Genomic DNA, 19,687 nt, shown 5'->3' on the forward strand with positions numbered 1-19,687 from the left:
CCCATGACGCGATTCCTCGGGGTGGATCTGGCTTGGGCAGAAGGCACGGCCGCGAAACCGGCCAATGAGAGCGGGCTCGCCTGCATCGACGAGACCGGCCGGGTGATCGAGGCAGGGTGGGCCCGCGGCATCGACGAGGTCGTCGACTGGATCCAGCGGCTAGGCGAGCCGGGCGCGGTACTCGCCATCGACGCACCGCTCGTGGTGAACAACCCCACCGGAATGCGGGAGTGCGAACGGGAAACCGGGTCTCGCTACGGTCGCTGGCACGTGGCGGCCAACGCCTCGAATCAGGCCCTGCCGCGTCTCGGCGGGGTCACCCTGCGCGGCCGGCTGGAGCAGCTCGGCTGGGCCTACACCGATGGCCTTGCCCCCGTCGGTGCACAGATGTGCAGTTTCCTGGAGTGCTACCCCTACACCACCCTGGTTGGCGCGCCGGAGTTCGGCTACGACGACAAACGGCCCCGATACAAGCGGATGGGGTCTGCCCTCCCGATCCTCGAACGTCGCGCCGAGCGTGCCCTGGTCTGCGACGACCTCATCGAGCGGATGTGGCGACTGCACGCGGCCTCGCCGCCACTGGACCTGGCCACCCACGCGGCCTCCGACAGCCTGGTCACCGAGCCGACACCGTTGGCCGACGCCGCCTACAAGCACCGCGAGGATCTCATCGACGCGCTGCTCTGTGCCTGGACGGCGTCGCTCTGGCACCGCTACGGCACCGCACGCAGCCAGGTCCTCGGTGCCGCTGACCCGCTGGTCGTGGACGGTCGCCGGGGCACCATCATCGCGCCGGCCCGTCTTGAGCAGCGCCGCGGCGACGACCGTGTCCGGGCCGCCGCACTCGCTGCCGCCGCGTTCAGCGCACCGGCAGCCAGCGCCCCTTCACTCGTTCGGTGACCAGCCAGCTCACCGGGGCGGCGACCAGCCGGGTCTTCGCAACGACGTGGTCGCCGATGGCCAACGCGGCGGTGCCGTCGTCGGCGGTGAAACGCACCGTGGCGCGGGCCGACCCGGCCACCACGGCCAGGTCGGAGGCCTCCACGATGGTGAGCTCCGCGGCGGCGCCGGCGGCGGCGGCGGGCAGTACGGCCTCCGGTCGCACCCCCGGCTGCAGGGCGCCGATAGACATGATCACGCGGTAGGACGGCATTGCCCCAGAGTACGGGGCCTCACTCAGGCGGCGGCAGCTGCTGCAACGACCAGGTGTTGCCGTCGGGGTCGGAAAAGTACACGAATCGACCCCAGTCCTGCTCGTCCACCTCGCTGGCCTCCACGCCCGCGGCCACCAGCTGGGCCCTCGCGGCATCCGCGTCGGCGACGACCATCTGCACGCCCCGCTGCGAGCCGGGCGGCATATCGGTCATGCCCTCGCCGAGCACGATCGAGCACGCGGATCCCGGCGGGGTCAGTTGCACGAACCGCATGGCCTCGTTGACCCTCTGGTCGTAGTCGGCGTTGAAGCCGACCTGGTCGACGTAGAACGCCTTGGCCCTGTCGACGTCGGTGACCGGGATACTGACGAGTTCGATCTTCATGTCCATGGCGAACCTCCGGTTATGGGCTGAGTGTCACTCGAACGGCGCCAGCCTACGACGGAGCGGGTGCTGCCGCTAGAAGCGGATGTCGCGGCGCGACCGGGTGACCTCGGCCAGCACGTCGGGCAGCACCTGCACCCCGGTGCCCGGGCCGGTCGGCACCCGCAGGTGCCCGTTCTCGAGTACGAACGGGGCGGTGAGGTCCTGGGCGTAGTAGCGGTCAGAGGCCGAGGTGTCCCCCGGCAGCACGAAGTTGGGCAGGCCGGCGAGGGCCACATTGGCGGCCCGGCCGATGCCCGTCTCGAGCATCCCGCCGCACCAGACCGGCACCCCGTGCGCGGCGGCGACGTCGTGGATGCGGCGGGCCTCGAGGTAGCCGCCCACCCGCGACGGCTTGACGTTGATGATGCTGCACGCGCCAAGGCTGATCGCCGCGGCGGCGTCCTGCGCCGACTCGATCGACTCGTCCAAGCACACCGGGGTGCCAATCAGCCGGGCCAGCGCCGCGTGCCCGAGCAGGTCCCGCTCGCCCAGTGGCTGCTCGATCAGGAGCAGGTCGAACGGGTCGAGCCGGGCGAGGTGCCGGGCATCCGCCAGCGTGTATGCGGTGTTCGCATCGACCTGCAGCAGCAGGTCGGGGCCGAACCTCTCGCGAACGGCACGCACCGGGGCGAGGTCCCAGCCCGGTTCGATCTTGAGCTTGATGCGCAGGTAGCCCTGGGCGAGGTAGCCGGCCACGGCCTCGAGCAGCTCGTCGACGGTGTCCATGATGCCCACCGAGACGCCGGCCGGCACTGTGTCGTGCACGGCGCCGAGGTAGCCGCCGAAGGATTGGCCGCTCTGGCGCAGCTGGGCGTCGAGGATTGCCGCCTCCAACACGGCCTTGGACATCTGGTGGCCCTTGACCGGGGCGAGGGCGGAGCCCACCCGCTCGGCGGTGAGGTCGTCGCCGAGGGCCTGCAGCCGCGGGATGAGGTGGTCGCGGATCACCAGGTCGCTGGCATCGATGAACTCCGAGCTGTACAGCGGCCGCACCTCGGCGGCGCACTCCGCCCAGCCCTCGGCGTGGGCGGTCGACACGTGCACCAGGGTGATTTCCCGTTCGGTGATGGTGCCGAACGAGGTGCGGAACGGCCGCACTAGCGGCAGGCTCACCCGGCGCAGCTCGATATTCTCGATTCTCATGCGCCGGCGCTCTTCATGAACGGAGTCTAGCCACACCGGATTTCGGGGCGCATGCCCAGCCATCCGCACGGGATCGTCGATTAGGGTTCGAAGAATGAGCAGCCTCGTTGATGGATTCGTGAGCAGTTGGCGTTCGCACCTGCTTGTCACCCTCTCGGGCAACGACGAGGGTCGGCCGGCCTGGGTCGGCACCATGGAGCTGGGCGACGACGCCGGCTTCTTCGGGCCCGGTTCGGCGTCCTGGGCGGTGCACGGCGGCATGGCCACCATGGTCGCGGGCATCCGGGCGCTGCTCATGCAGACCCTGCACCCTGGCGCGATGGCCGGCGTGCACGACTGGTCCAGGTACCGGGAGGATCCGCTCGGCCGGCTGAGCGGCACCATCCAGTGGCTGGTCACGGTGACGTTCGCCGCCACGGAACAGGCCGAGCGTGAGTCGGGCCGGGTGGGCCGGTTCCACCAACGGGTCGTGGGTAGCTACGTCGACGCGCAGGGTGTTCAGCGGCCCTACTCTGCCGGCGACCCCGAGCTGCTGTCCTGGGTGCACGTGGTGTTCACGGATGCCTTCCTGGCCAGCCACAGGCTCTGGGGCGGCCCGATCCCCGGCGGCGCCGACAGGTACGTGCGGGAGTGGGCCAAGGCCGGCGAACTCGTCGGCGTGCAGGACCCGCCCCGGTCGGACGCCGAGCTCGCTTCGCAACTGCGGGCGTTTTCCGACGCGGGTGTGCTGATGGGCGGCGACCGGGTCGCGGAGGCCGTGCGGTTCATCAGGCACCCGCCGCTCCGGCGCGGCATGCTGCCGTTCTACCGCATCATGTTCGCCGGTGCCGTGGCATCGATCCCGGTCGAATACCGACGGATGCTGGGCCTTCGCCGCAGCCCCCTACCCGTGGTCTGGGCCACCGGCGCTGTGCTTGGCCTGGTGCGGCTGCTGCTCGGCGCGTCCTCCACCTCGGAGGACGCGGCCCGGGCCCGTATCGCCCGCCTCGCCGTGTCCTAGCCGCGCGCCCGGCGGGATTCCCTGAGGAGGGTGCGGGTGATGGCTCCGACGGTGACGGCGACCAGCGCCGCCGCGATGGCCAGGACCAGCGCACTCGGCTGCACGATCGACTGGCCGGCGAGGGCCTGGCCGGTCACCAGGGCCAGCACGCCCAGGTAGAGGCCGACCAGGGCGCGCAGAATGCCGCGGCGCGCGAGCGGACGGGCGAGGGCGGGCATCCGTCGGGCGAGGGCTTCGAGCAGCAGGGCCGCCAGCGGCAGCACCTGCAGGGCGTGCATACCCACGAAGTGCGGGATGCGCAGGTCGCCGGCCACGGTGCTCCAGCCCAGCAACGGCAGGCTCGGACCGCCGTCGGCGACTCCGACGGTGTGCGCGCCCACGATGCCCTGGTAGTCGTCGAGCTGGGCCGCGGTGGGTCCGGTCATCAGGAACGCCAGGCCCATGCCAACCAGGGCGATGAGCAACCCGGAGCGGATCGCGAGGGCCCGGCCCGGGTCGCCGAGGTCGGCGCGGAGCAACAGGATGGCGATGGGCACGGCGGCGACCCAGACGGTGACGATGGATGCCGCCATGACCGACCAGAGGGCAGCGTGGAACCCCGTCGACACGTTGAAGTGACTGGTCAGGCCGGCCGCGGCCGCTCCCACGATGATCACCATCTCCACGACCAGGAACACGGCCGCGACGGTGCCGGCCCACCAGGCCAGCCGACGAGACCGAGCCTTAGCCGCTGGCAACAGCCCGATCAGCCAGGACAGGGTCACGGCGTAGACGCCCACCGAGATGGCGAACTTGAGCGGCTTGGCCCAGAGGGGCGCCCCGGTGACGGTGCGGGGATCGACGGCGAGGCCCACCAGAGCGCCGGCGGTGACCACGGCCATCGCGAGAGCGAGCCAGAGCAGCGGTCGGTGCCACCTGATGGTGGGCGGGGCGCCGGACGCGGGGCCGGTGAGCAGGGTGCTGCGAAACGCGGTTCTGGTTCCGGTGCGAGTACTGGCCATGATGACGGACTCCTGACGGGATGGGGGACTTACGGGATGGGGGGACTTACGGGTTGGGCGGTGCTGGATACCGGCGGGCGGAGACGTGCTCCTGCGCCGCTCGGCGGAGGGCGGCAAAGAGGGCATCGCCGAGCACTGTGCCCACGACCACCATCTCCGTCTTGGATTCGCGGTCGGTGCGGGCGTCGATCTCGTCGAGGTCGGCCTCGGCCACGGCGAGCGCCGCGGCCGCGTAGCCGGGCACCCAGCCGCTGAGGTCGGGCTGGCCGAGCTCGGCGAAGGTCTGCAGCACCCGGGCCGCGGCCAGGCGGCCGGGATTGTCCGGCGACACGTGCCATCCGCTCAGCACCGCATCGACCTGGGCCACGGCCTCGGGCGACAGGGCCGCACCGTCGATCTGGGGCGAGACCGTGCGCTGGGCGATGTCGAATGTGTGGGACAGGCCCAGGTCCGAGTCGATGGCATCGATCACCTGGTGGGCGGCGGCGATGCTGAGTCCGCCCACCTCCAGCAGGCCACGGATGACGCGCAGCCGGCGCAGGTGCTCCGGCCCGTACAACGACTGGTTCGGACCCTGCCGCTCCCCCGCCGGCAGCAGGCCCTCCCGCAGGTAGTACTTGATCGTCGCCACCGGGATCCCACTGGTCGTGCTCAGCTGCGCCATCCTCATGCAGATAGTTTAGCTATCGGATAGTGACACTGTCTATACCCGGGAGCTGGGGCGCGATCACAGTTACACCGCGATTACAGTTGCACAGTGTCCCAACGCCCCGCCATCCCCATCCCGCCGACCGTGCGCGCCACCTTACGTCGGCCGAAGGCCCTCAGCGTCGAGGTGCTCGCCGGAGTGGTCACCACCCTGGCGCTGATCCCCGAGGTGATCTCGTTCTCGATCATCGCCGGTGTCGACCCGAAGGTGAGCCTGATCGCCTCCGTGGTTCTGGCCATCTCGATGTCGTTCCTCGGCGGCCGCTCCGCCATGATCACCGCAGCCGCGGGCGCCGTGGCCCTGGTGGTGGCGCCGCTCGTGAAGGACCACGGGGTGGAATACCTGCTGCCCGCGGTGTTGTTGGCCGGGATCGTGCAGATCCTCTTCGGTGTCACGGGCCTGGCCCGGCTGATGCGGTTCATCCCGCGGTCGGTGATGATCGGCTTCGTCAACGCGCTGGGCATCCTGATCTTCGTCGCCCAGGTGCCGCACCTTCTGGATGTTCCGTGGCTGGTCTACCCGCTGTTCGCCCTCACTATCCTCATCGTGCTCGGGCTGCCCCGATTCACCAGGGTGGTGCCCGCCCCGCTGGTGGCCATCGTGGTGGTCACCGCGATCGCCATGACCTGGCACCTGGCCGTGCCCACCGTCGGCGACCAGGGCGACGTGTCAGGCGGCCTGCCCGGCATCACCCCGCTGCTCGTACCGCTGAACCTGGAGACCCTGCAGATCATCTGGCCCACCGCGCTGAGCGTGGCCTTCGTGGGGCTCGTGGAGACCCTGCTCACCGCCAAGCTCGTCGACGACATCACCGACACCCGCTCCCCCAAGGGCCGCGAGGCGTGGGCGCTGGGGATCGCGAACATGCTCGCGGGCCTCTACGGCGGCATCGCCGGCTGCGCGATGATCGGCCAGACCGTCGTGAACGTGAAGCTCGGCCGGGCCCGCACCCGCATCTCCACCTTCGTGGCCGGGGCCTTCCTGCTGTTGCTGGTCACCGCGCTCAGCGGCCTGATGGAGCAGATCCCCATGGTGGCCCTGGCCGCCGTGATGATGGTCGTGGCCATCACCACCGTCAACTGGCACAGTGTGCGTCCGGGCACGCTGCGCCGGATGCCCGTGCCCGAGACCGTCGTCATGCTCACCACGGTCGCCGTGGTCGTGGCCACCCATAACCTGGCCATTGGCATCGGCGCCGGCGTCGTGCTGGCCATGGTGCTGTTCGCGCGGCGGGTGGCGCACGTGGTGCGTGTGGACCGGGTGCTCGCCGACGACGGCCAGTCGGTGCGCTACGCGGTGAGCGGACCGCTGTTCTTCGGCAGCAGCAACGACCTCGTCGAGCAGTTCTCCTACGGGGTCGACCCCGCCGTCATCGACGTGGACCTGTCCCAAGCGCAGATCTGGGATGCGTCCACCGTCGCGGTGCTCGACTCCGTCGAAACGAAGTACCGCCAGCACGGCGCCACGGTCACCTTCCACGGCCTGGACGAGCGTAGCCGGGCCATGCACGGGCGACTCACCGGGCAGTTGTAGCCCGGCCAGGGTGCCGCCACCCGCTCGTGGCATGTGACGTGCGCGGCGGCATGTGTTGTGCGTCGCGGCACACGTTGTGCGCGGCGGCACATGTTCTAGCGCGTGCCGCCGGAACTAAGGTGTGCCGCGGGAGCCAACGCGTGCCGCGAGCCGCCCCTACGCCCCGGCGAAGAACGCGCCGATCGCGGCGGACAGCGAGAACGGGTCGTTCACATGGGCAAGCTCCCGCGCGGAGTGCATCGACAGCAGCGGGATGCCCACATCCACGGTGCGGATGCCCAGCCGGGTGGCCGTGAGCGGCCCGATCGTGGAGCCGCAGGGCACCGTGTTGTTCGACACGAACTCCTGAAACGGCACGCCGGCGGCGGCACTGCAGCGCGCCCAGAGGGCCGCACCGGCCGCATCCGTCGCGTAGCGCTGGTTACCGTTGATCTTGAGCAGCGGGCCCCGGCCGGCCAACGGCACGTTGGCCGGGTCGTGCCGCTCCGGGTAGTTCGGGTGCACGGAATGGCCGGCGTCGGCCGAGACGCACCAGGAGTCGGCGTAGGCGCGCTTCCGCTCCGACATCGTGGCACCGAGGTCATCGCCGATGCGGCTGAGGATGTCGTCGAGCATCGGCCCGCTCGCCCCCGACCTGGACTGCGACCCCAGCTCCTCGTGGTCGAACGCGGCGAGCACGTTGATGGTCTCCTCGCTGCCCGAGGACCGGATCAGCGCCACCAGGCCGGCGTGCACCGAGGAAAGGTTGTCCATCCGGCCCGCGGCGAAGAGCTCGTTGTGCAGGCCGAACCGGGCCGGCGGGTTGGTGTCGGCGGTGAGGATGTCGTAGCCGGCGACGTCCTCAGGCGCCACCCCGGCGAGCGCGGCCAGATGCCCGACCAGGTCGGCCTGGCGGAGGTCGCCCACCCCGAACACCGGGTTGAGGTGCCGCTGCCGGTCGAGGCTGAGCGCCTCGTTGGCGGTGCGGTCCAGGTGCACGGCCAGCTGCGGGATGCGCAGGAACGGGCCGGTGCGCACCAGGTGCGCCACCCCGTCGGTGCTGACCAGCTGGCCGGCGAGCTCGAGCTCACGGTCGAGCCAGGAGTTGGCCAGCGGACCGCCGTACACCTCGACGCCGGCCTGCAGCCAGCCGTAGGACCCGGTGGTGGGCTTGGGCTTGAGCTTGAAGCCCGGTGAGTCGGTGTGCGACCCGAGGATCCGGAACGGAGTGGTCGGCGTGGCCCCGGCCGGTTGCACCCACGCGACGACGGCGCCGTCCCGCACGACGTAGAAGCGGCCGGCGCTCGTGCCGGCCGTCCAGTCATCCGCCTCGTCGCGGCGCTCGAATCCGGCGTCGTCGAGCCGCCGGGCGGCCTCGGCTGCCGCGTGGTACGACGACGGCGACGCGGTGATGAAGCTGGCGAAGTCGTCGATGTATGCCGAGAGTGAAGTCATGACTCCATCCAACCACCCGCACCTCGACAAGCGCGGCCAGCGGTGCGACTCTCGGGACCAGACGAGGAGGCCACCGTGACCGAGACCGAGAACGAGAACGACAACCCGGTCGACCCGTGGCTGCTGCGCTTCGACGGGTTCGACCCGGAGGCGGAGGGCTACCGCGAAGCGCTGTGCACCCTCGGAAACGGCTACTGGGGCACCCGCGGCGCCGCTCCGGAGGCGCGCACGGATGCCGTGCACTACCCGGGCACCTACCTCGCCGGGGTCTACAACCCGTTGAGCACCGAGGTACACGTGGGCGAAGCCATCGGTGAGACCGTGGCCGCCGGCGAGCCCGGTATCCGCACCCCGTTCGAGCCCGCGCCCGGCGCGCCGACGGCGGGGGTTCCCGGTGAGCACGTGCGCGACGACGAACACCTGGTGAATGCCCCCAACTGGCTCTCCCTCTGGTTCCGCACCGGCAGCGGCAGCAGCAGTGTGGGCGACTTCACCGCCCCCGACACCGGCTGGTTCCATCCGGAGACCGCGGACCTGCTCGACTACAATCAGGAACTCGACCTGCGCCGTGGTCTGCTCACCCGGCTGATGCGGTTCCGTGACGCGCGCGGCCGTGTCACCCGGGTGCAGAGCCGGCGGTTCGTGTCCCAGGCGTCGCCTCACGTTGCGGTGCTCGAGACCACCTTCGTCGCCGAAGACTGGTCGGGGCCGCTGACCGTGCGTTCGGCCATCGATGGCCGGGTGGCCAACCGCAACGTGGCCACCGACAGGCTGCTCGCCCACCTGCACCTGATGCCTCGCACCACGCGGGAGCTGAGGGGGGACGCGGTGCTGCTCGAGGTGGAGACCACCCGGTCGGGCATCCACATCGCCATGGCCGCCCGCACCCGCGCCTATTCCGGCGACACCCTGCTCGAACCCGAGAGACGATTTCTCACCGACTCCAGCCGCTGGGTCGCCCACGAGTTCGACCTCACCCTCGAGAGCGGTGTCCCCCTCCGGGTTGAGAAGGTCGTCGTCGTGAGCACCTCCAGGGACCGTGCGATCCTCTCCCCCTCGATGGCGGTGGCCACCTGGCTCGGCCGGCTTCCGGAGACCGCCGAGCTCCTCGCCGCGCACGAGCGGGAATGGGAGATTCTCTGGGACGAATTCGCGGTGCACCTGCACGATGGTTCGCGGCAGTCGCTCGCGCTCAACGTCAACACCTTCCACGTTCTGCAAACCGTGGCCGCTGTGGATGCCGACCTCGACGCCGGTGTGCCCGCCCGCGGACTGCACGGTGAGGGGTACCGCGGCCACGTCTTCTGGGATGAGATGTTCGTCTACCCGGTGCTCACCCTGCGCCGGCCCGACCTCAGCCGCATCCTGCTGGGCTACCGGTACCGTCGGTTGGGCGAAGCCAGGGCCGCCGCGACTGCGGCCGGCCACGAGGGCGCCAGGTTTCCCTGGCAGAGCGGCATCGATGGCCGCGAGGTCACCCCCACCGAGCTCTTCAACCCGCGCACCAACCGGTGGATGCCGGACCACTCGGGCCTGCAGCACCACGTGGGCCTGGCGATCGCCTACAGCGTGTGGGGCTACTACCAGGCCACCGGAGATGTCGAGTACCTGATCGAGCAGGGCGCCGAGCTGCTGCTGGAGATCGCCAGGTTCTTCGCGTCCCTCACCGACTACGACGACGTGTTCGACAGGTTCGACATCGGCGGGACGATGGGGCCCGACGAGTTCCACGACGGGCTCCCCGGCCACCCCGGCGGGGGTGTGCGCACCAACGCGTACACCAATGTGATGGTCGCCTGGCTGATGCGCCGCGCCGTCGACACCGTCGCCGTGCTCGAGGGCCGGGCCTGCCGGCCGTTGTGGAACCGGCTGCGGCTCGGGCCCGACGAGGTGGACACCTGGGAAAGGATCGGCCGGCGCCTGCGGCTGGCCTTCCATGCCGACGGGGTGATCAGCCAATTCGACGGGTACGAGGCCCTGCCCGAGCTGGACTGGGCGCATTACCGGGACACCTACGGCAGCACTGACCGTTCGTTGGGCCGCCTGGACCTGATCCTCAATGCCGAGGGTGACAGCAGCAACAATTACAGGGTCGCCAAGCAGGCCGACGTACTGATGCTGCTCTACCTGTTCTCGGCCGAGGAGCTGCGCGACCTGGTCGAGGAGCTGGGCTACTCGCTCTCCCCCGACCAGATCCGGCGCACGGTCGAGTTCTATCGCACCAGGTCGACGCACGGCTCGACGCTGAGCAATGTGGTGCATTCCTGGGTGGATGCCCGCGCCGACCGCGAACGCTCCTGGGACTCGCTCTGCCGGGCGCTGACCAGCGACCTCGACAACGGCCGGGGCGGCACCACCCACGAGGGCATCCACCTGGGCGCGATGGCGGGGTCCGTCGACATGGTCGTGCGCTGCTACACCGGCCTGGAGATCCGCGACGACATGCTCTGGCTGCACCCCGTGCTGCCGGCCCGGCTCGAGAAGATCGCCTTCAGCATCAACTACCGAGACCAATCGGTGCACGTCGAGGTCACGCCGACCACCCTCAGGCTTCAGCTGCCCAGCGGCGGGGCCACGCCCATCCGGGTGCGCGTCGAGGGGCGGGAGGCGCAGCTGTATCCGGGGCAGACCCACGATTTTGTGCTCGGCACGGCGTGAACCGTGTCAGGGGGTCCCGTTAGCCTGAGGGAATGGCCAGAAACGTCGCAACCAGCACCACCGTCTCCCTGCCCGACCTGCTCGATTTTGTGCGGCCGCGGCACCGGATGCTGCTCGCCACCACCCGCAGCGACGGCCGGCCGCAGATGTCGCCGGTCTCCGGCGGCGTCGACGATGCGGGCCGCCTGGTGATCTCCTCCTACCCGTCGCGGGCGAAGACCCGAAACGCCGAACGCGACCCGCAGACGTCGGTGCTCGTGCTCTCGGACGAGTGGGACGGCGCCTGGGTGCAGGTCGACGGCACCGCCGAGATTCTGCACATGCCGGCCGCCGGCGACGGGCTGGTCGATTACTACCGCTGCATCGCCGGCGAACACCCGAACTGGGCGGAGTACCGCCGGGCCATGGCTCTGCAGGACAAGTCCTTGATCCGGATCACGCCCACCCGGTGGAGCCCGATCGCGACCGGCGGGTTCCCCGCCGATGTGGCCGCCAGGCTCGACGCGCAGTGACGTCAGACGCCGTGACCATGGACGACGTGACCGACACCCGCGAGGCCGCCCTCGAGATCCTGCGCACCCTCGTGGGCCGACCCGACGCCGACTTCCACGAGGGCCAGCATGAGGCCATCGAAACCCTCGTCGACCAGCGCCGCCGGGCCCTCGTGGTGCAGCGCACCGGCTGGGGCAAGTCGGCGGTCTACTTCGTCGCGACCCTGCTGCTGCGCCGCCAGGGTGCCGGCCCCACCATCCTGGTGTCCCCGCTGCTGGCCCTGATGCGTGACCAGGTGGCCGCCGCTGCCCGCGCCGGCGTGCGGGCCGTGTCGATCAACTCTGCCAACGCCCACGAGTGGACCGACGTGCTCGCTGCGCTCCGCGCGGACGAGGTCGACGTTCTGCTGGTCTCCCCGGAACGCCTGAACAACCCGTCCTTCCGCGACGAGCAGCTGCCCGCGCTGCTCGAGCGGGTGGGGCTGCTCGTGGTCGACGAGGCGCACTGCATCTCGGACTGGGGCCACGACTTCCGGCCGGACTACCGGCGCCTGCGGGACCTGATCGCGGCGATGCCGGCCGGAGTGCCGGTGCTGGCCACCACGGCCACGGCCAACAGCCGGGTGGTGACGGATGTGGCGGAGCAGGTATCGGTCGGGGGCAGTGACGTCGTCACCATCCGCGGTCCGCTCGCCCGCGCGTCACTGCGCCTGGGCGTGTTGCGCCTGCCGGACTCCCGCGCGCGGTTGGCCTGGCTGCTCAGCCACCTCGCCGACTTGCCCGGCAGCGGCATCATCTACACCCTCACGGTCTCGGCCGCCGAGGACACCGCCCGGCTGCTGCGGGATGCCGGCCACGCCGTCCGCGCGTACACCGGCCAGACCGACACCACCGAACGCGAGGAGTCCGAGGGGCTGCTCAAGGCCAACCAGGTGAAGGCCCTCGTGGCCACCAGCGCCCTGGGCATGGGCTTCGACAAGCCCGACCTGGGCTTTGTGCTGCATCTCGGCGCCCCCAGCAGCCCGGTCGCCTACTACCAGCAGGTCGGCCGTGCCGGCCGCGCCACCGAGAATGCCGACGTGTTGCTGATGCCGGGTGTCGAAGACGAGGCCATCTGGCAGTACTTCGCCACCTCGTCGATGCCCAGCCAGCACAAGGCCGAGGCCGTGCTGCAGGCGCTACACGCCAACGGTGGCGCCCCGCTGTCCACGCCCGCCCTGGAGTCCCGGGTCGACCTCCGGCGTTCCCCGCTGGAACTGCTGCTCAAGGTGCTCGACGTCGACGGCGCCGTGCGCCGGGTGACCGGCGGCTGGCTGGCCACCGGACAGCCCTGGGTCTACGACAGCGATCGCTACGAGCGCATCGGCGCGGCAAGGGTGGCCGAGCAGAACGCCATGCTCGACTACGAACGCATCTCCGGCTGCCGGATGGAGTTCCTCCAGCGCGCTCTCGACGACGACACCGCCGTGCCCTGCGGCCGCTGCGACAACTGCACGGCCCCCTGGTACCCCACCGACGTTCAGGCCGATGCGGCGAGCACCGCGGCCTCGGCCCTTGACCGGGTGGGCGTGGCCCTGGAACCCCGCGCCCAGTGGCCCACCGGCGCCGACAGGCTCGGCGTGAGCGCCAAGGGCCGCATCGACGCCGGCGACAGGGTGCTGCCCGGTCGCGCTCTGGCCCGACTCACCGACCTGGGCTGGGGCAACACCCTGCGCGATACTTTCGCGCCCAACACCCCGGATGCGCCCGCCTCGCCGGCGCTGCTGGCCGCCTGCGTGCGGGTGCTCGCCGAGTGGGGCTGGGCCGAACGGCCCGTGGGCGTGGTGGCCATGCCGTCCCGCCGGCATCCGCTGCTGGTGGCCTCGGTGGCCGCCGAACTCAGCCGGGTGGGGCGGCTGCCGCAACTGGGCACGCTGAGCCTGGTGGGCGCAGGGCCCACCGGCGAATCCGGCGGCAACAGCGCCTATCGGCTCTCCAGCGTCTGGGGCGCCTTCGAGGTCGGCCCGGAGCTGGCCGCAAACCTGGCCGGAGCCGACGGGCCGGTGCTGCTGGTCGACGACCTCGGCGACAGCCGGTGGACCCTCACCGTCGCCGGCCGGCTGCTCCGCCGCGCGGGCGCGCCGGGCGTGCTGCCGTTCACGCTGGCGCTGCGGTCGTAGCCGAGCTACTTCACGGCGTGGAGCCGAAAACTCTCCCGCTCGCCGGCCTCGTTGGTGTCCTGGCTGTGCGCGGCGAGCACCGACAGACGCACCAGGTCGGCTCCGCGCAGGCCGGGCCAGCCCTGCACCAGTCGGCGCCATTCGCTGGGCACCGCGGCCAGGCCCCACTGGGCGGCGAGCAGCGCACCGGCTATGCCGGCCACAGCGTCGGTGTTGCCGCCGCCGCGCACGGCCGCCTCGATGCCCAGACGGTACTGGCCGGCATCCGCTGTCGCGCCGGGCTCGTCACGGGTGTGCACGATGGCCGACCAGGCACCCTGCACCGCCTGCACGACCCAGCCGTTGCGCGTGAAATCGCGGGGCTGGCGGCGTTCGGCGTGGTTGATGCGCGCCGACCAGAGTTCACGCCGGCCCGGCGACAGGGCGCCCAGACCCACCCGCAGGTCGAGTTCTCCGGTCAGGACGGTGTGGCGGATGGCCAGCCCCCAGAGCACGCAGGCGTCCCCGGCGTCGGTCTCGCAGTGGGTGAGCTCGCTCAGCCGGCGTGCGGCGTCGGCCAGGCCGTCGGGATCGTGCAGGAACGCCAAGGCCACCGGCGCGGTGCGGAGCAGGCAACCGTTGCCGGCGCTTCGGCCCACTCTGTCGTGCCGAGCGCGGGCGGCGGCTCGTACGGCGGCGGCCGTCCGGTCCGGTCCGGACAACGCGGCGTCGAGCTGGTTACCGGCGTACGGCGCGGTGTCGGCCCAGTCCACCCACTCCGCGGTGATGAGGTCGAGAGTGGACTCCTGGCGCAGATCGAGTCCGTCGGCCACGGCGCGCGCCACCGGGACGGCCAGGGCCGTGTAGTCGGTCCACTCCCCTCTGGCCCAGGTCGTGCCGGCTCCGCCGCGCATCCCCACCACCGCGGTGGGCGGCAGCGGACCCGCGTAGGCGTATCCGGCACCCAGGGCATCCCCACAGGCCATGCCGAGTAAAACAGCGGCCGAACGATCGTGCTGAGCCGACGACAATTTCATGCGTACTCCTTCGGGTTGAGTGCGACGGCGGCAGCATATGCCGAAAGCCCCGGAGCCGACAGGTTCTCGAACGGGGGGGCACGGGAGTCGTCACATCGTCATCCGGCGTCATCGGAATATTCAGAACCGGGCCGGGCTTGTTAACCTGGTACGTAACGCCCGCATCTTGATCAGCACATTGGATGAACACATACATGAAGCGCCACCTCGTCTCCGCCACCGTCCTCACCATTGCCGCCGCGGTGGCCCTGACCGGGTGCAGCGCCTCCGCCGGTGATTCCGGCAGCGACGGCGCCGCGGCCGGCACCGACGAGTCGCTGAGTTCGGTCCTCGAATCCGGCACCCTGACCATCGGCACCGAGGGCACCTACCGGCCGTTCTCGTACCACGCCGACGGTTCCGGCGAGCTCACCGGCTATGACGTCGAGGTGGCCCGCGCCGTCGCCGACCAGCTGGGCGTTGAGGCCGAATTCGAAGAGACCCAGTGGGACGCGATCTTCGCCGGCCTCGAAGCCGGCCGTTTCGACACCATCGCCAACCAGGTGTCGATCACCCCGGAGCGCGTGGAGGCTTACACGTTCTCCACCCCGTACACCTACTCCACCGGCGTCATCGTGGTACCGGAGGACAACACCTCCATCGCGTCGTTCGCCGACCTGGCCGGCAAGACCACCGCCCAGTCGCTCACCAGCAACTGGTACACGCTGGCCACCGAGAGCGGCGCCACCGTGCAGTCCGTTGAGGGCTGGGCTCAGTCCGTCGCCCTCGTCGAGCAGGGCCGCGTCGACGCCACCGTCAACGACAAGCTCACCTACCTCGACTACAAGAAGCAGACCGGCGCCGCGGGCCTGAAGATCGCCGCGGAAACCGAGGAGCGCTCCGAGAGTGCCTTCGCCTTCGCCCCCGAGGGCACCGCTCTGGCCGAGGCCGTGTCGGATGCCCTCGCCACGCTCAGCGAGGACGGTACCCTGGCCGCCATTTCCGACACCTACTTCGGAGCTGACGTCTCGCAGTGAGCGAGTCCACCTGGCAACTCCTGCTTGATTCGCTGTGGCCCCTGATCCACGGTGCCATCACCGGAACGATCCCGTTGGCCCTGGCGTCATTCGCGATCGGACTCGTGCTGGCCCTGGGCCTGGCGTTGATGCGCCTGTCGAAGCGCCGGTGGCTGTCCTCGATCGCACAGGTCTACATCTCCATCGTGCGTGGCACCCCGCTGCTGGTGCAGTTGTTCGTGATCTTCTACGGCCTGCCCTCGCTGGGCATCGTCATCGACCCGTGGCCCAGCGCCATCGTCGCGTTCTCGATCAACGTCGGCGGCTACGCGGCCGAGGTGATCCGCGCCGCCATCCTCTCGGTGCCCAAGGGCCAGTGGGAGGCCGCGTACATGATCGGCATGTCGCACCGGCGTGCCCTCACCCGCATCATCCTGCCGCAGGCGGCCCGGGTGTCCGTGCCGCCGCTCTCCAACACCTTCATCAGCCTGGTCAAGGACACCTCCCTGGCCTCGCTGATCCTGGTCACCGAGCTGTTCCGCGAGGCCCAGCAGGTGGCGGCCTTCAGCCAGCAGTTCATGGCCCTGTACCTCGAGGCCGCCCTGCTCTACTGGGTCATCTGCCTGGTGCTCTCCAGCGGCCAGGGCGTGCTCGAAAAGCGATTGGACCGCTATGTCGCCCACTGACCAGAAGCTGCTCACGGTTCGAGGCCTGCAGAAGAGCTTCGGGGACAACCAGGTCCTGAAATCCATCGACCTCACCGTCGCGCGCGGCGAGGTGCTCGCGCTAATCGGGCCGTCAGGCTCGGGCAAGACCACCGTGCTCCGCTGCCTGAACGGCCTGGAGATCGCCGACGGCGGCACCATCGAGATCATCGGAGCGGATGACGCGACTCACGCACCCGTGACCATCGACTTCGCCGCTGCCCACGGATCCCGCGCCGGCGTTCCGAAGAAGACCCTCGGCACATTGCGGGACCGCTCGGCGATGGTCTTTCAGCACTACAACCTCTTTCCGCACAAGACCGTGCTCGAAAATGTGATGGAAGGACCCGTCGTCGTGCAGCGGCGCCCCCGAGCCGAGGTAGAGACCGAGGCCCTGGCGCTGCTGGAGAGGGTCGGCCTCGGTGAGAAGCGCGACAGCTACCCGTTCGAACTGTCCGGTGGGCAACAGCAGCGGGTGGGCATCGTCCGGGCCCTGGCCCTCCGACCTACCCTGCTGCTCTTTGACGAGCCGACCAGCGCCCTGGACCCCGAGCTTGTCGGCGACGTGCTGCGCCTGATCAAGGAGCTCGCCGCAGAGGGCTGGACGATGGTGATCGTCACCCACGAACTCGAATTCGCCCGGGAGGTGGCCACCGAGGTGGCTTTCGTCGACGGCGGCACCATCGTGGAGCACGGCGATCCGAAGGAGATGCTGCGGAACCCCCAGCACGAGCGCACCCGCCAGTTCCTGCATCGGCTGCTGTTCCCGTTCTGATCTGCACGTGCATTTTTGGGCCCTGCACTAACCTGATCAGGTGAATTCCGCTGCTGTGCCCGCCGGGCTCGACGACTCCCCGACCCCTTTCCGACGCGCCGTGGGGGTGCTGCGCATCTTGCTGGCCGCGCTCGTGCTGGCCGCTATCGTGACCCAGATCACCGACCAACTCCTGAACGACGCGTTCGACCCTGCCGCGTACTTCGGTTTCTTCACGATTCAGTCCAGCCTGATGAACGTGGTGGTGCTCTTCGTCGGCGGTGTCCTCGCGCTGCGCCTGGCTGCCGAACCCGAGCTGCTGGCGCGGGTGCGGATGTCGACGCTCGCGTACGCCGTGATCACCGGGGTGGTCTACAACCTTTTGCTGCGCAACCAGCCCGCCGACGGCACCTTCGAGGGGCTGACCTGGCCCAACGAGGTCCTGCACGTGTGGGCGCCGGCCCTGATCCTGCTCGACTGGCTGCTGGCACCGGGCCGCCCGGCGCTGGCCTGGAAGCGGATCTGGTTCGCGCTGATCTACCCGCTGGTGTGGCTGGCCTATGCGTTGTTGCGCGGCACGTTCACCGACTGGTGGACCTACCCGTTCCTCAACCCCGACGAGCCGGGTGGCTGGCCGTCGGTGTTCCTCTACGTCCTGGTGATCGCCGTCGTCATCGCGGGCATCTCGGCCATCGCGATCGGGCTGAGCCGGCTGGGTCGGCGCACCTCGCCGGATCTGGAGCCGGGATTGGCCTGAGCGTCACCTGCCGTTCACCTCGGCGACGGAGACTGCAGCATGACTAATCCCGTCACGCAGCGAGTACAGGACTACACCGACCTGGTCGCCCATGGCGGCCGTGAGCTGACGGATGCCGTGGCCGTTCTCGCTGCGGGCGACGGGCCGCTCGTGGCGCACGGCCCCGGCGGTGAACATCCGGCCGGCCTGGTTCTCGCGTTGACCCTGCTCGCCGCGGGACTGCCGCACGACGAGGCCGTGGCCGCCGCGCTGCTCGCCGAGCCGCAGCCGGACGCCCTGCGGGCTGCCCTGGCCACCATCGACGCTCTCGGCGGTGCCGAACCGTACCTACTCCGGCACGGACTGACCGTGTCGCACTTCCACGCCCTGCGGGAACGGTTCGCGGGTGACGACGCCGGCCTCGCGGCCGGCGATGTGAGCTGAAGCTCAGGTCGTCATCACCAGCCGGCGCTGCCGCATGGCCAGGAACAACGGGAACGTGAACGCGAACGCCGTGACCAACCCGAATACGACGTAGGCCCAGCCTGCGCGCATGCCGAGCCGGCGGGCCTCCACGATGATGAAGACGCTGCCGGCGATCGCCGCCACGAGCAGGTCGGTGGTCAGCGACGACACCGCCGGTCCGCTCATGGTCCAGTCGCCGATGAAGTCGCTGGCCTGCATGATCGCCTGGATGTTCCAGGTCCAGGTGCCGATCAGTCCCACGATGGCCAGGGCCAGGTAGACGAACGTCAGGGTCGTCCAGCCCGCGGCGGCGGACGAGGAGGCGGGTTGCGCGGCGGGCTCGGAAGGTGTGCGGCTCATGAACACAGTGTGCCGCGATCCGCTCGATCGCGGCGTGCCTACGGGATTATTTCGCTGTAGCCCTGCGCGGTCACCCTGATCGCGAGCTTCGCCGGGATCTGCTCCTTCATCGACTCGACGTGGCTGATCAGGCCGATGGTGCGGCCGCCGGCCCGCAGGCTGTCGAGGGTACTCATGGCCGTCTCGAGGGTCTCGGCATCCAGCGATCCGAATCCCTCGTCCACGAAGAGGGTGTCCAGCGCGATGCCGCCGGCCTGGTTGGAGACCACTTCGGCGAGCCCGAGTGCCAGGGCGAGCGACGCGAGGAAGGTCTCGCCGCCGGACAGCGAGTGAGTCGCCCGCGCCCGGCCGGTGTGCTCGTCCCGGATCGCCAGCCCGAGTCCGGCCTGGCTGCCACGGTATTGCAGGGCGTCGTCGTGTTCAAGCGCGTACCGGCCGCCGGTCATGGTGCGCAGCCGGTTGTTCGCCGCGGCGATGATCTCCTCGAGCTGCGCGGCCAGCACGTAGGTCTCCAGCTTCATGCGCTTGGTGTTCGGGTCGTCGCCGTGCACCACGGCGGCGAGCTGACGCACCTGGGCCTGGGTGGTGAGCAGGTCCGCGGCGAGGGCGAACCGGGCCCGGGCATCCCCCACCAGGGCGGTGAGCGCGGTGGCACGTTCACGCAGCGATTCCCGGCGGGCCAGGGCGTCGTCGCGGGCGGCGCCGGCGGCCTGAAGGGCGAGCCGGGTCGGGTCGAGGTCGATGGGGTTCTCGGGCAGCCCGGCCAGGTCGGCCTCGGCCAGCACCCCGCGGGCGCCGGCGAGGTCGTCGTCGTAGGCGCGGATGGCGGCCTGACCAGCCTGCATCTCGGCCGGGCTGAGCCGGGCGAGTCCGGCGGCGGCCTCGTCGGCGAAGCCCTCCTCGTGCAGCTGCGCCGCCAGCGCCTCGGTGCGTGCCTCGGCCGCCCGCC

The 19,687-nt window shown here is 70.4% G+C and carries 20 protein-coding genes; 11 read left to right on the plus strand and 9 right to left on the minus strand.

Annotation, left to right across the window (positions count from 1 at the left end; all coding sequences use genetic code 11):
* The first annotated feature begins 3 nt into the window (after positions 1–3).
* Complete coding sequence (locus tag E3O57_RS06750; RefSeq protein ID WP_088456777.1) at positions 4–900, plus strand: DUF429 domain-containing protein; 897 nt, start codon at positions 4–6, stop codon at positions 898–900.
* On the opposite strand, the gene E3O57_RS06755 is transcribed toward E3O57_RS06750, so the two are convergent.
* The 3 genes from E3O57_RS06755 to menC all read right to left on the minus strand — a co-directional run bounded on the left by E3O57_RS06755 (position 860) and on the right by menC (position 2,723).
* Entirely contained in the window at positions 860–1,153 is a 294-nt protein-coding gene (locus tag E3O57_RS06755; protein WP_103479440.1) for a hypothetical protein, read from the minus strand. The genes E3O57_RS06750 and E3O57_RS06755 overlap by 41 nt on opposite strands.
* Before the next feature lie 19 nt (positions 1,154–1,172).
* Positions 1,173–1,544, minus strand: a complete 372-nt coding sequence (locus tag E3O57_RS06760; protein ID WP_103461632.1) for a glyoxalase superfamily protein — start codon at positions 1,542–1,544, stop codon at positions 1,173–1,175.
* A 69-nt stretch (positions 1,545–1,613) separates the two neighbouring features.
* A complete protein-coding gene (gene menC, locus E3O57_RS06765; protein ID WP_103479441.1) occupies positions 1,614–2,723 on the minus strand; it encodes an o-succinylbenzoate synthase in 1,110 nt (369 codons plus the stop codon).
* A gap of 94 nt (positions 2,724–2,817) precedes the next feature.
* Between menC and E3O57_RS06770 the strand changes: the two genes are divergently transcribed.
* A complete protein-coding gene (locus E3O57_RS06770; protein ID WP_103479442.1) occupies positions 2,818–3,723 on the plus strand; it encodes an oxygenase MpaB family protein in 906 nt (301 codons plus the stop codon).
* Here E3O57_RS06770 and E3O57_RS06775 read toward each other — a convergent pair.
* The gene (locus E3O57_RS06775; protein WP_103479443.1) at positions 3,720–4,724 is read right to left on the minus strand and encodes a hypothetical protein; all 1,005 of its coding nucleotides are present in this window, start codon (positions 4,722–4,724) and stop codon (positions 3,720–3,722) included. The two genes, E3O57_RS06770 and E3O57_RS06775, sit on opposite strands and share 4 nt — an antisense overlap.
* 46 nt (positions 4,725–4,770) lie before the next feature.
* The gene (locus tag E3O57_RS06780) at positions 4,771–5,394 is read right to left on the minus strand and encodes a MerR family transcriptional regulator (protein WP_088456783.1); all 624 of its coding nucleotides are present in this window, start codon (positions 5,392–5,394) and stop codon (positions 4,771–4,773) included.
* An 87-nt stretch (positions 5,395–5,481) separates the two neighbouring features.
* Here E3O57_RS06780 and E3O57_RS06785 point away from each other — a divergent pair, with 87 nt between their 5' ends.
* Entirely contained in the window at positions 5,482–6,966 is a 1,485-nt protein-coding gene (locus E3O57_RS06785) for a SulP family inorganic anion transporter (protein ID WP_088456784.1), read from the plus strand.
* 156 nt (positions 6,967–7,122) lie between these two features.
* On the opposite strand, the gene E3O57_RS06790 is transcribed toward E3O57_RS06785, so the two are convergent.
* Positions 7,123–8,400: a M18 family aminopeptidase gene (locus E3O57_RS06790; protein WP_103479444.1), complete on the minus strand. Its 1,278-nt coding sequence runs from the start codon at positions 8,398–8,400 to the stop codon at positions 7,123–7,125.
* 75 nt (positions 8,401–8,475) lie between these two features.
* Here E3O57_RS06790 and E3O57_RS06795 point away from each other — a divergent pair, with 75 nt between their 5' ends.
* The 3 genes from E3O57_RS06795 to E3O57_RS06805 are packed head-to-tail and all read left to right on the plus strand — an operon-like array spanning position 8,476 to position 13,708.
* Positions 8,476–11,058, plus strand: a complete 2,583-nt coding sequence (locus tag E3O57_RS06795; RefSeq protein WP_174776314.1) for a glycoside hydrolase family 65 protein — start codon at positions 8,476–8,478, stop codon at positions 11,056–11,058.
* A 32-nt stretch (positions 11,059–11,090) separates the two neighbouring features.
* Positions 11,091–11,570: a PPOX class F420-dependent oxidoreductase gene (locus tag E3O57_RS06800; protein ID WP_103479446.1), complete on the plus strand. Its 480-nt coding sequence runs from the start codon at positions 11,091–11,093 to the stop codon at positions 11,568–11,570.
* A 17-nt stretch (positions 11,571–11,587) separates the two neighbouring features.
* Positions 11,588–13,708 carry a RecQ family ATP-dependent DNA helicase gene (locus tag E3O57_RS06805; RefSeq protein ID WP_103479462.1) on the plus strand — a complete coding sequence of 707 codons (2,121 nt, stop codon included), beginning with the start codon at positions 11,588–11,590 and terminating at the stop codon, positions 13,706–13,708.
* 5 nt (positions 13,709–13,713) lie between these two features.
* On the opposite strand, the gene E3O57_RS06810 is transcribed toward E3O57_RS06805, so the two are convergent.
* Complete coding sequence (locus tag E3O57_RS06810; protein ID WP_103479447.1) at positions 13,714–14,724, minus strand: ADP-ribosylglycohydrolase family protein; 1,011 nt, start codon at positions 14,722–14,724, stop codon at positions 13,714–13,716.
* Between the two features lie 182 nt (positions 14,725–14,906).
* Between E3O57_RS06810 and E3O57_RS06815 the strand changes: the two genes are divergently transcribed.
* Genes E3O57_RS06815 through E3O57_RS06835 form a run of 5 tightly spaced genes read left to right on the plus strand, consistent with a single transcriptional unit; the run spans position 14,907 to position 18,357 of the window.
* Positions 14,907–15,740 (plus strand): transporter substrate-binding domain-containing protein, encoded by an 834-nt coding sequence (locus E3O57_RS06815; RefSeq protein ID WP_370289880.1) that lies wholly within the window; start codon positions 14,907–14,909, stop codon positions 15,738–15,740.
* A complete protein-coding gene (locus tag E3O57_RS06820) occupies positions 15,737–16,405 on the plus strand; it encodes an amino acid ABC transporter permease (protein ID WP_088456791.1) in 669 nt (222 codons plus the stop codon). The genes E3O57_RS06815 and E3O57_RS06820 overlap by 4 nt, the downstream gene beginning before the upstream one ends.
* On the plus strand, positions 16,392–17,198 hold the full coding sequence (locus E3O57_RS06825) for an amino acid ABC transporter ATP-binding protein (RefSeq protein WP_088456792.1): 807 nt from the start codon (positions 16,392–16,394) through the stop codon (positions 17,196–17,198). The genes E3O57_RS06820 and E3O57_RS06825 overlap by 14 nt, the downstream gene beginning before the upstream one ends.
* Before the next feature lie 40 nt (positions 17,199–17,238).
* On the plus strand, positions 17,239–17,934 hold the full coding sequence (locus tag E3O57_RS06830; RefSeq protein ID WP_133159786.1) for a Pr6Pr family membrane protein: 696 nt from the start codon (positions 17,239–17,241) through the stop codon (positions 17,932–17,934).
* A gap of 39 nt (positions 17,935–17,973) precedes the next feature.
* Positions 17,974–18,357, plus strand: coding sequence for a hypothetical protein (locus E3O57_RS06835; RefSeq protein WP_103461639.1), 384 nt, complete (start codon positions 17,974–17,976; stop codon positions 18,355–18,357).
* A gap of 3 nt (positions 18,358–18,360) precedes the next feature.
* Here E3O57_RS06835 and E3O57_RS06840 read toward each other — a convergent pair whose 3' ends face one another.
* Together E3O57_RS06840 and E3O57_RS18915 are read right to left on the minus strand one after the other, a co-directional pair.
* A complete protein-coding gene (locus E3O57_RS06840) occupies positions 18,361–18,738 on the minus strand; it encodes a DUF2834 domain-containing protein (RefSeq protein ID WP_103461864.1) in 378 nt (125 codons plus the stop codon).
* A 38-nt stretch (positions 18,739–18,776) separates the two neighbouring features.
* Positions 18,777–19,687, minus strand: a 911-nt coding sequence (locus E3O57_RS18915; protein ID WP_304991709.1) for an SbcC/MukB-like Walker B domain-containing protein, incomplete at its 5' end; no start/stop codon positions are given.

The sequence above is a fragment of the Cryobacterium sp. TMN-39-2 genome (genome assembly GCF_004402745.1).
GTDB classification, from domain to species: domain Bacteria; phylum Actinomycetota; class Actinomycetes; order Actinomycetales; family Microbacteriaceae; genus Cryobacterium; species Cryobacterium zongtaii.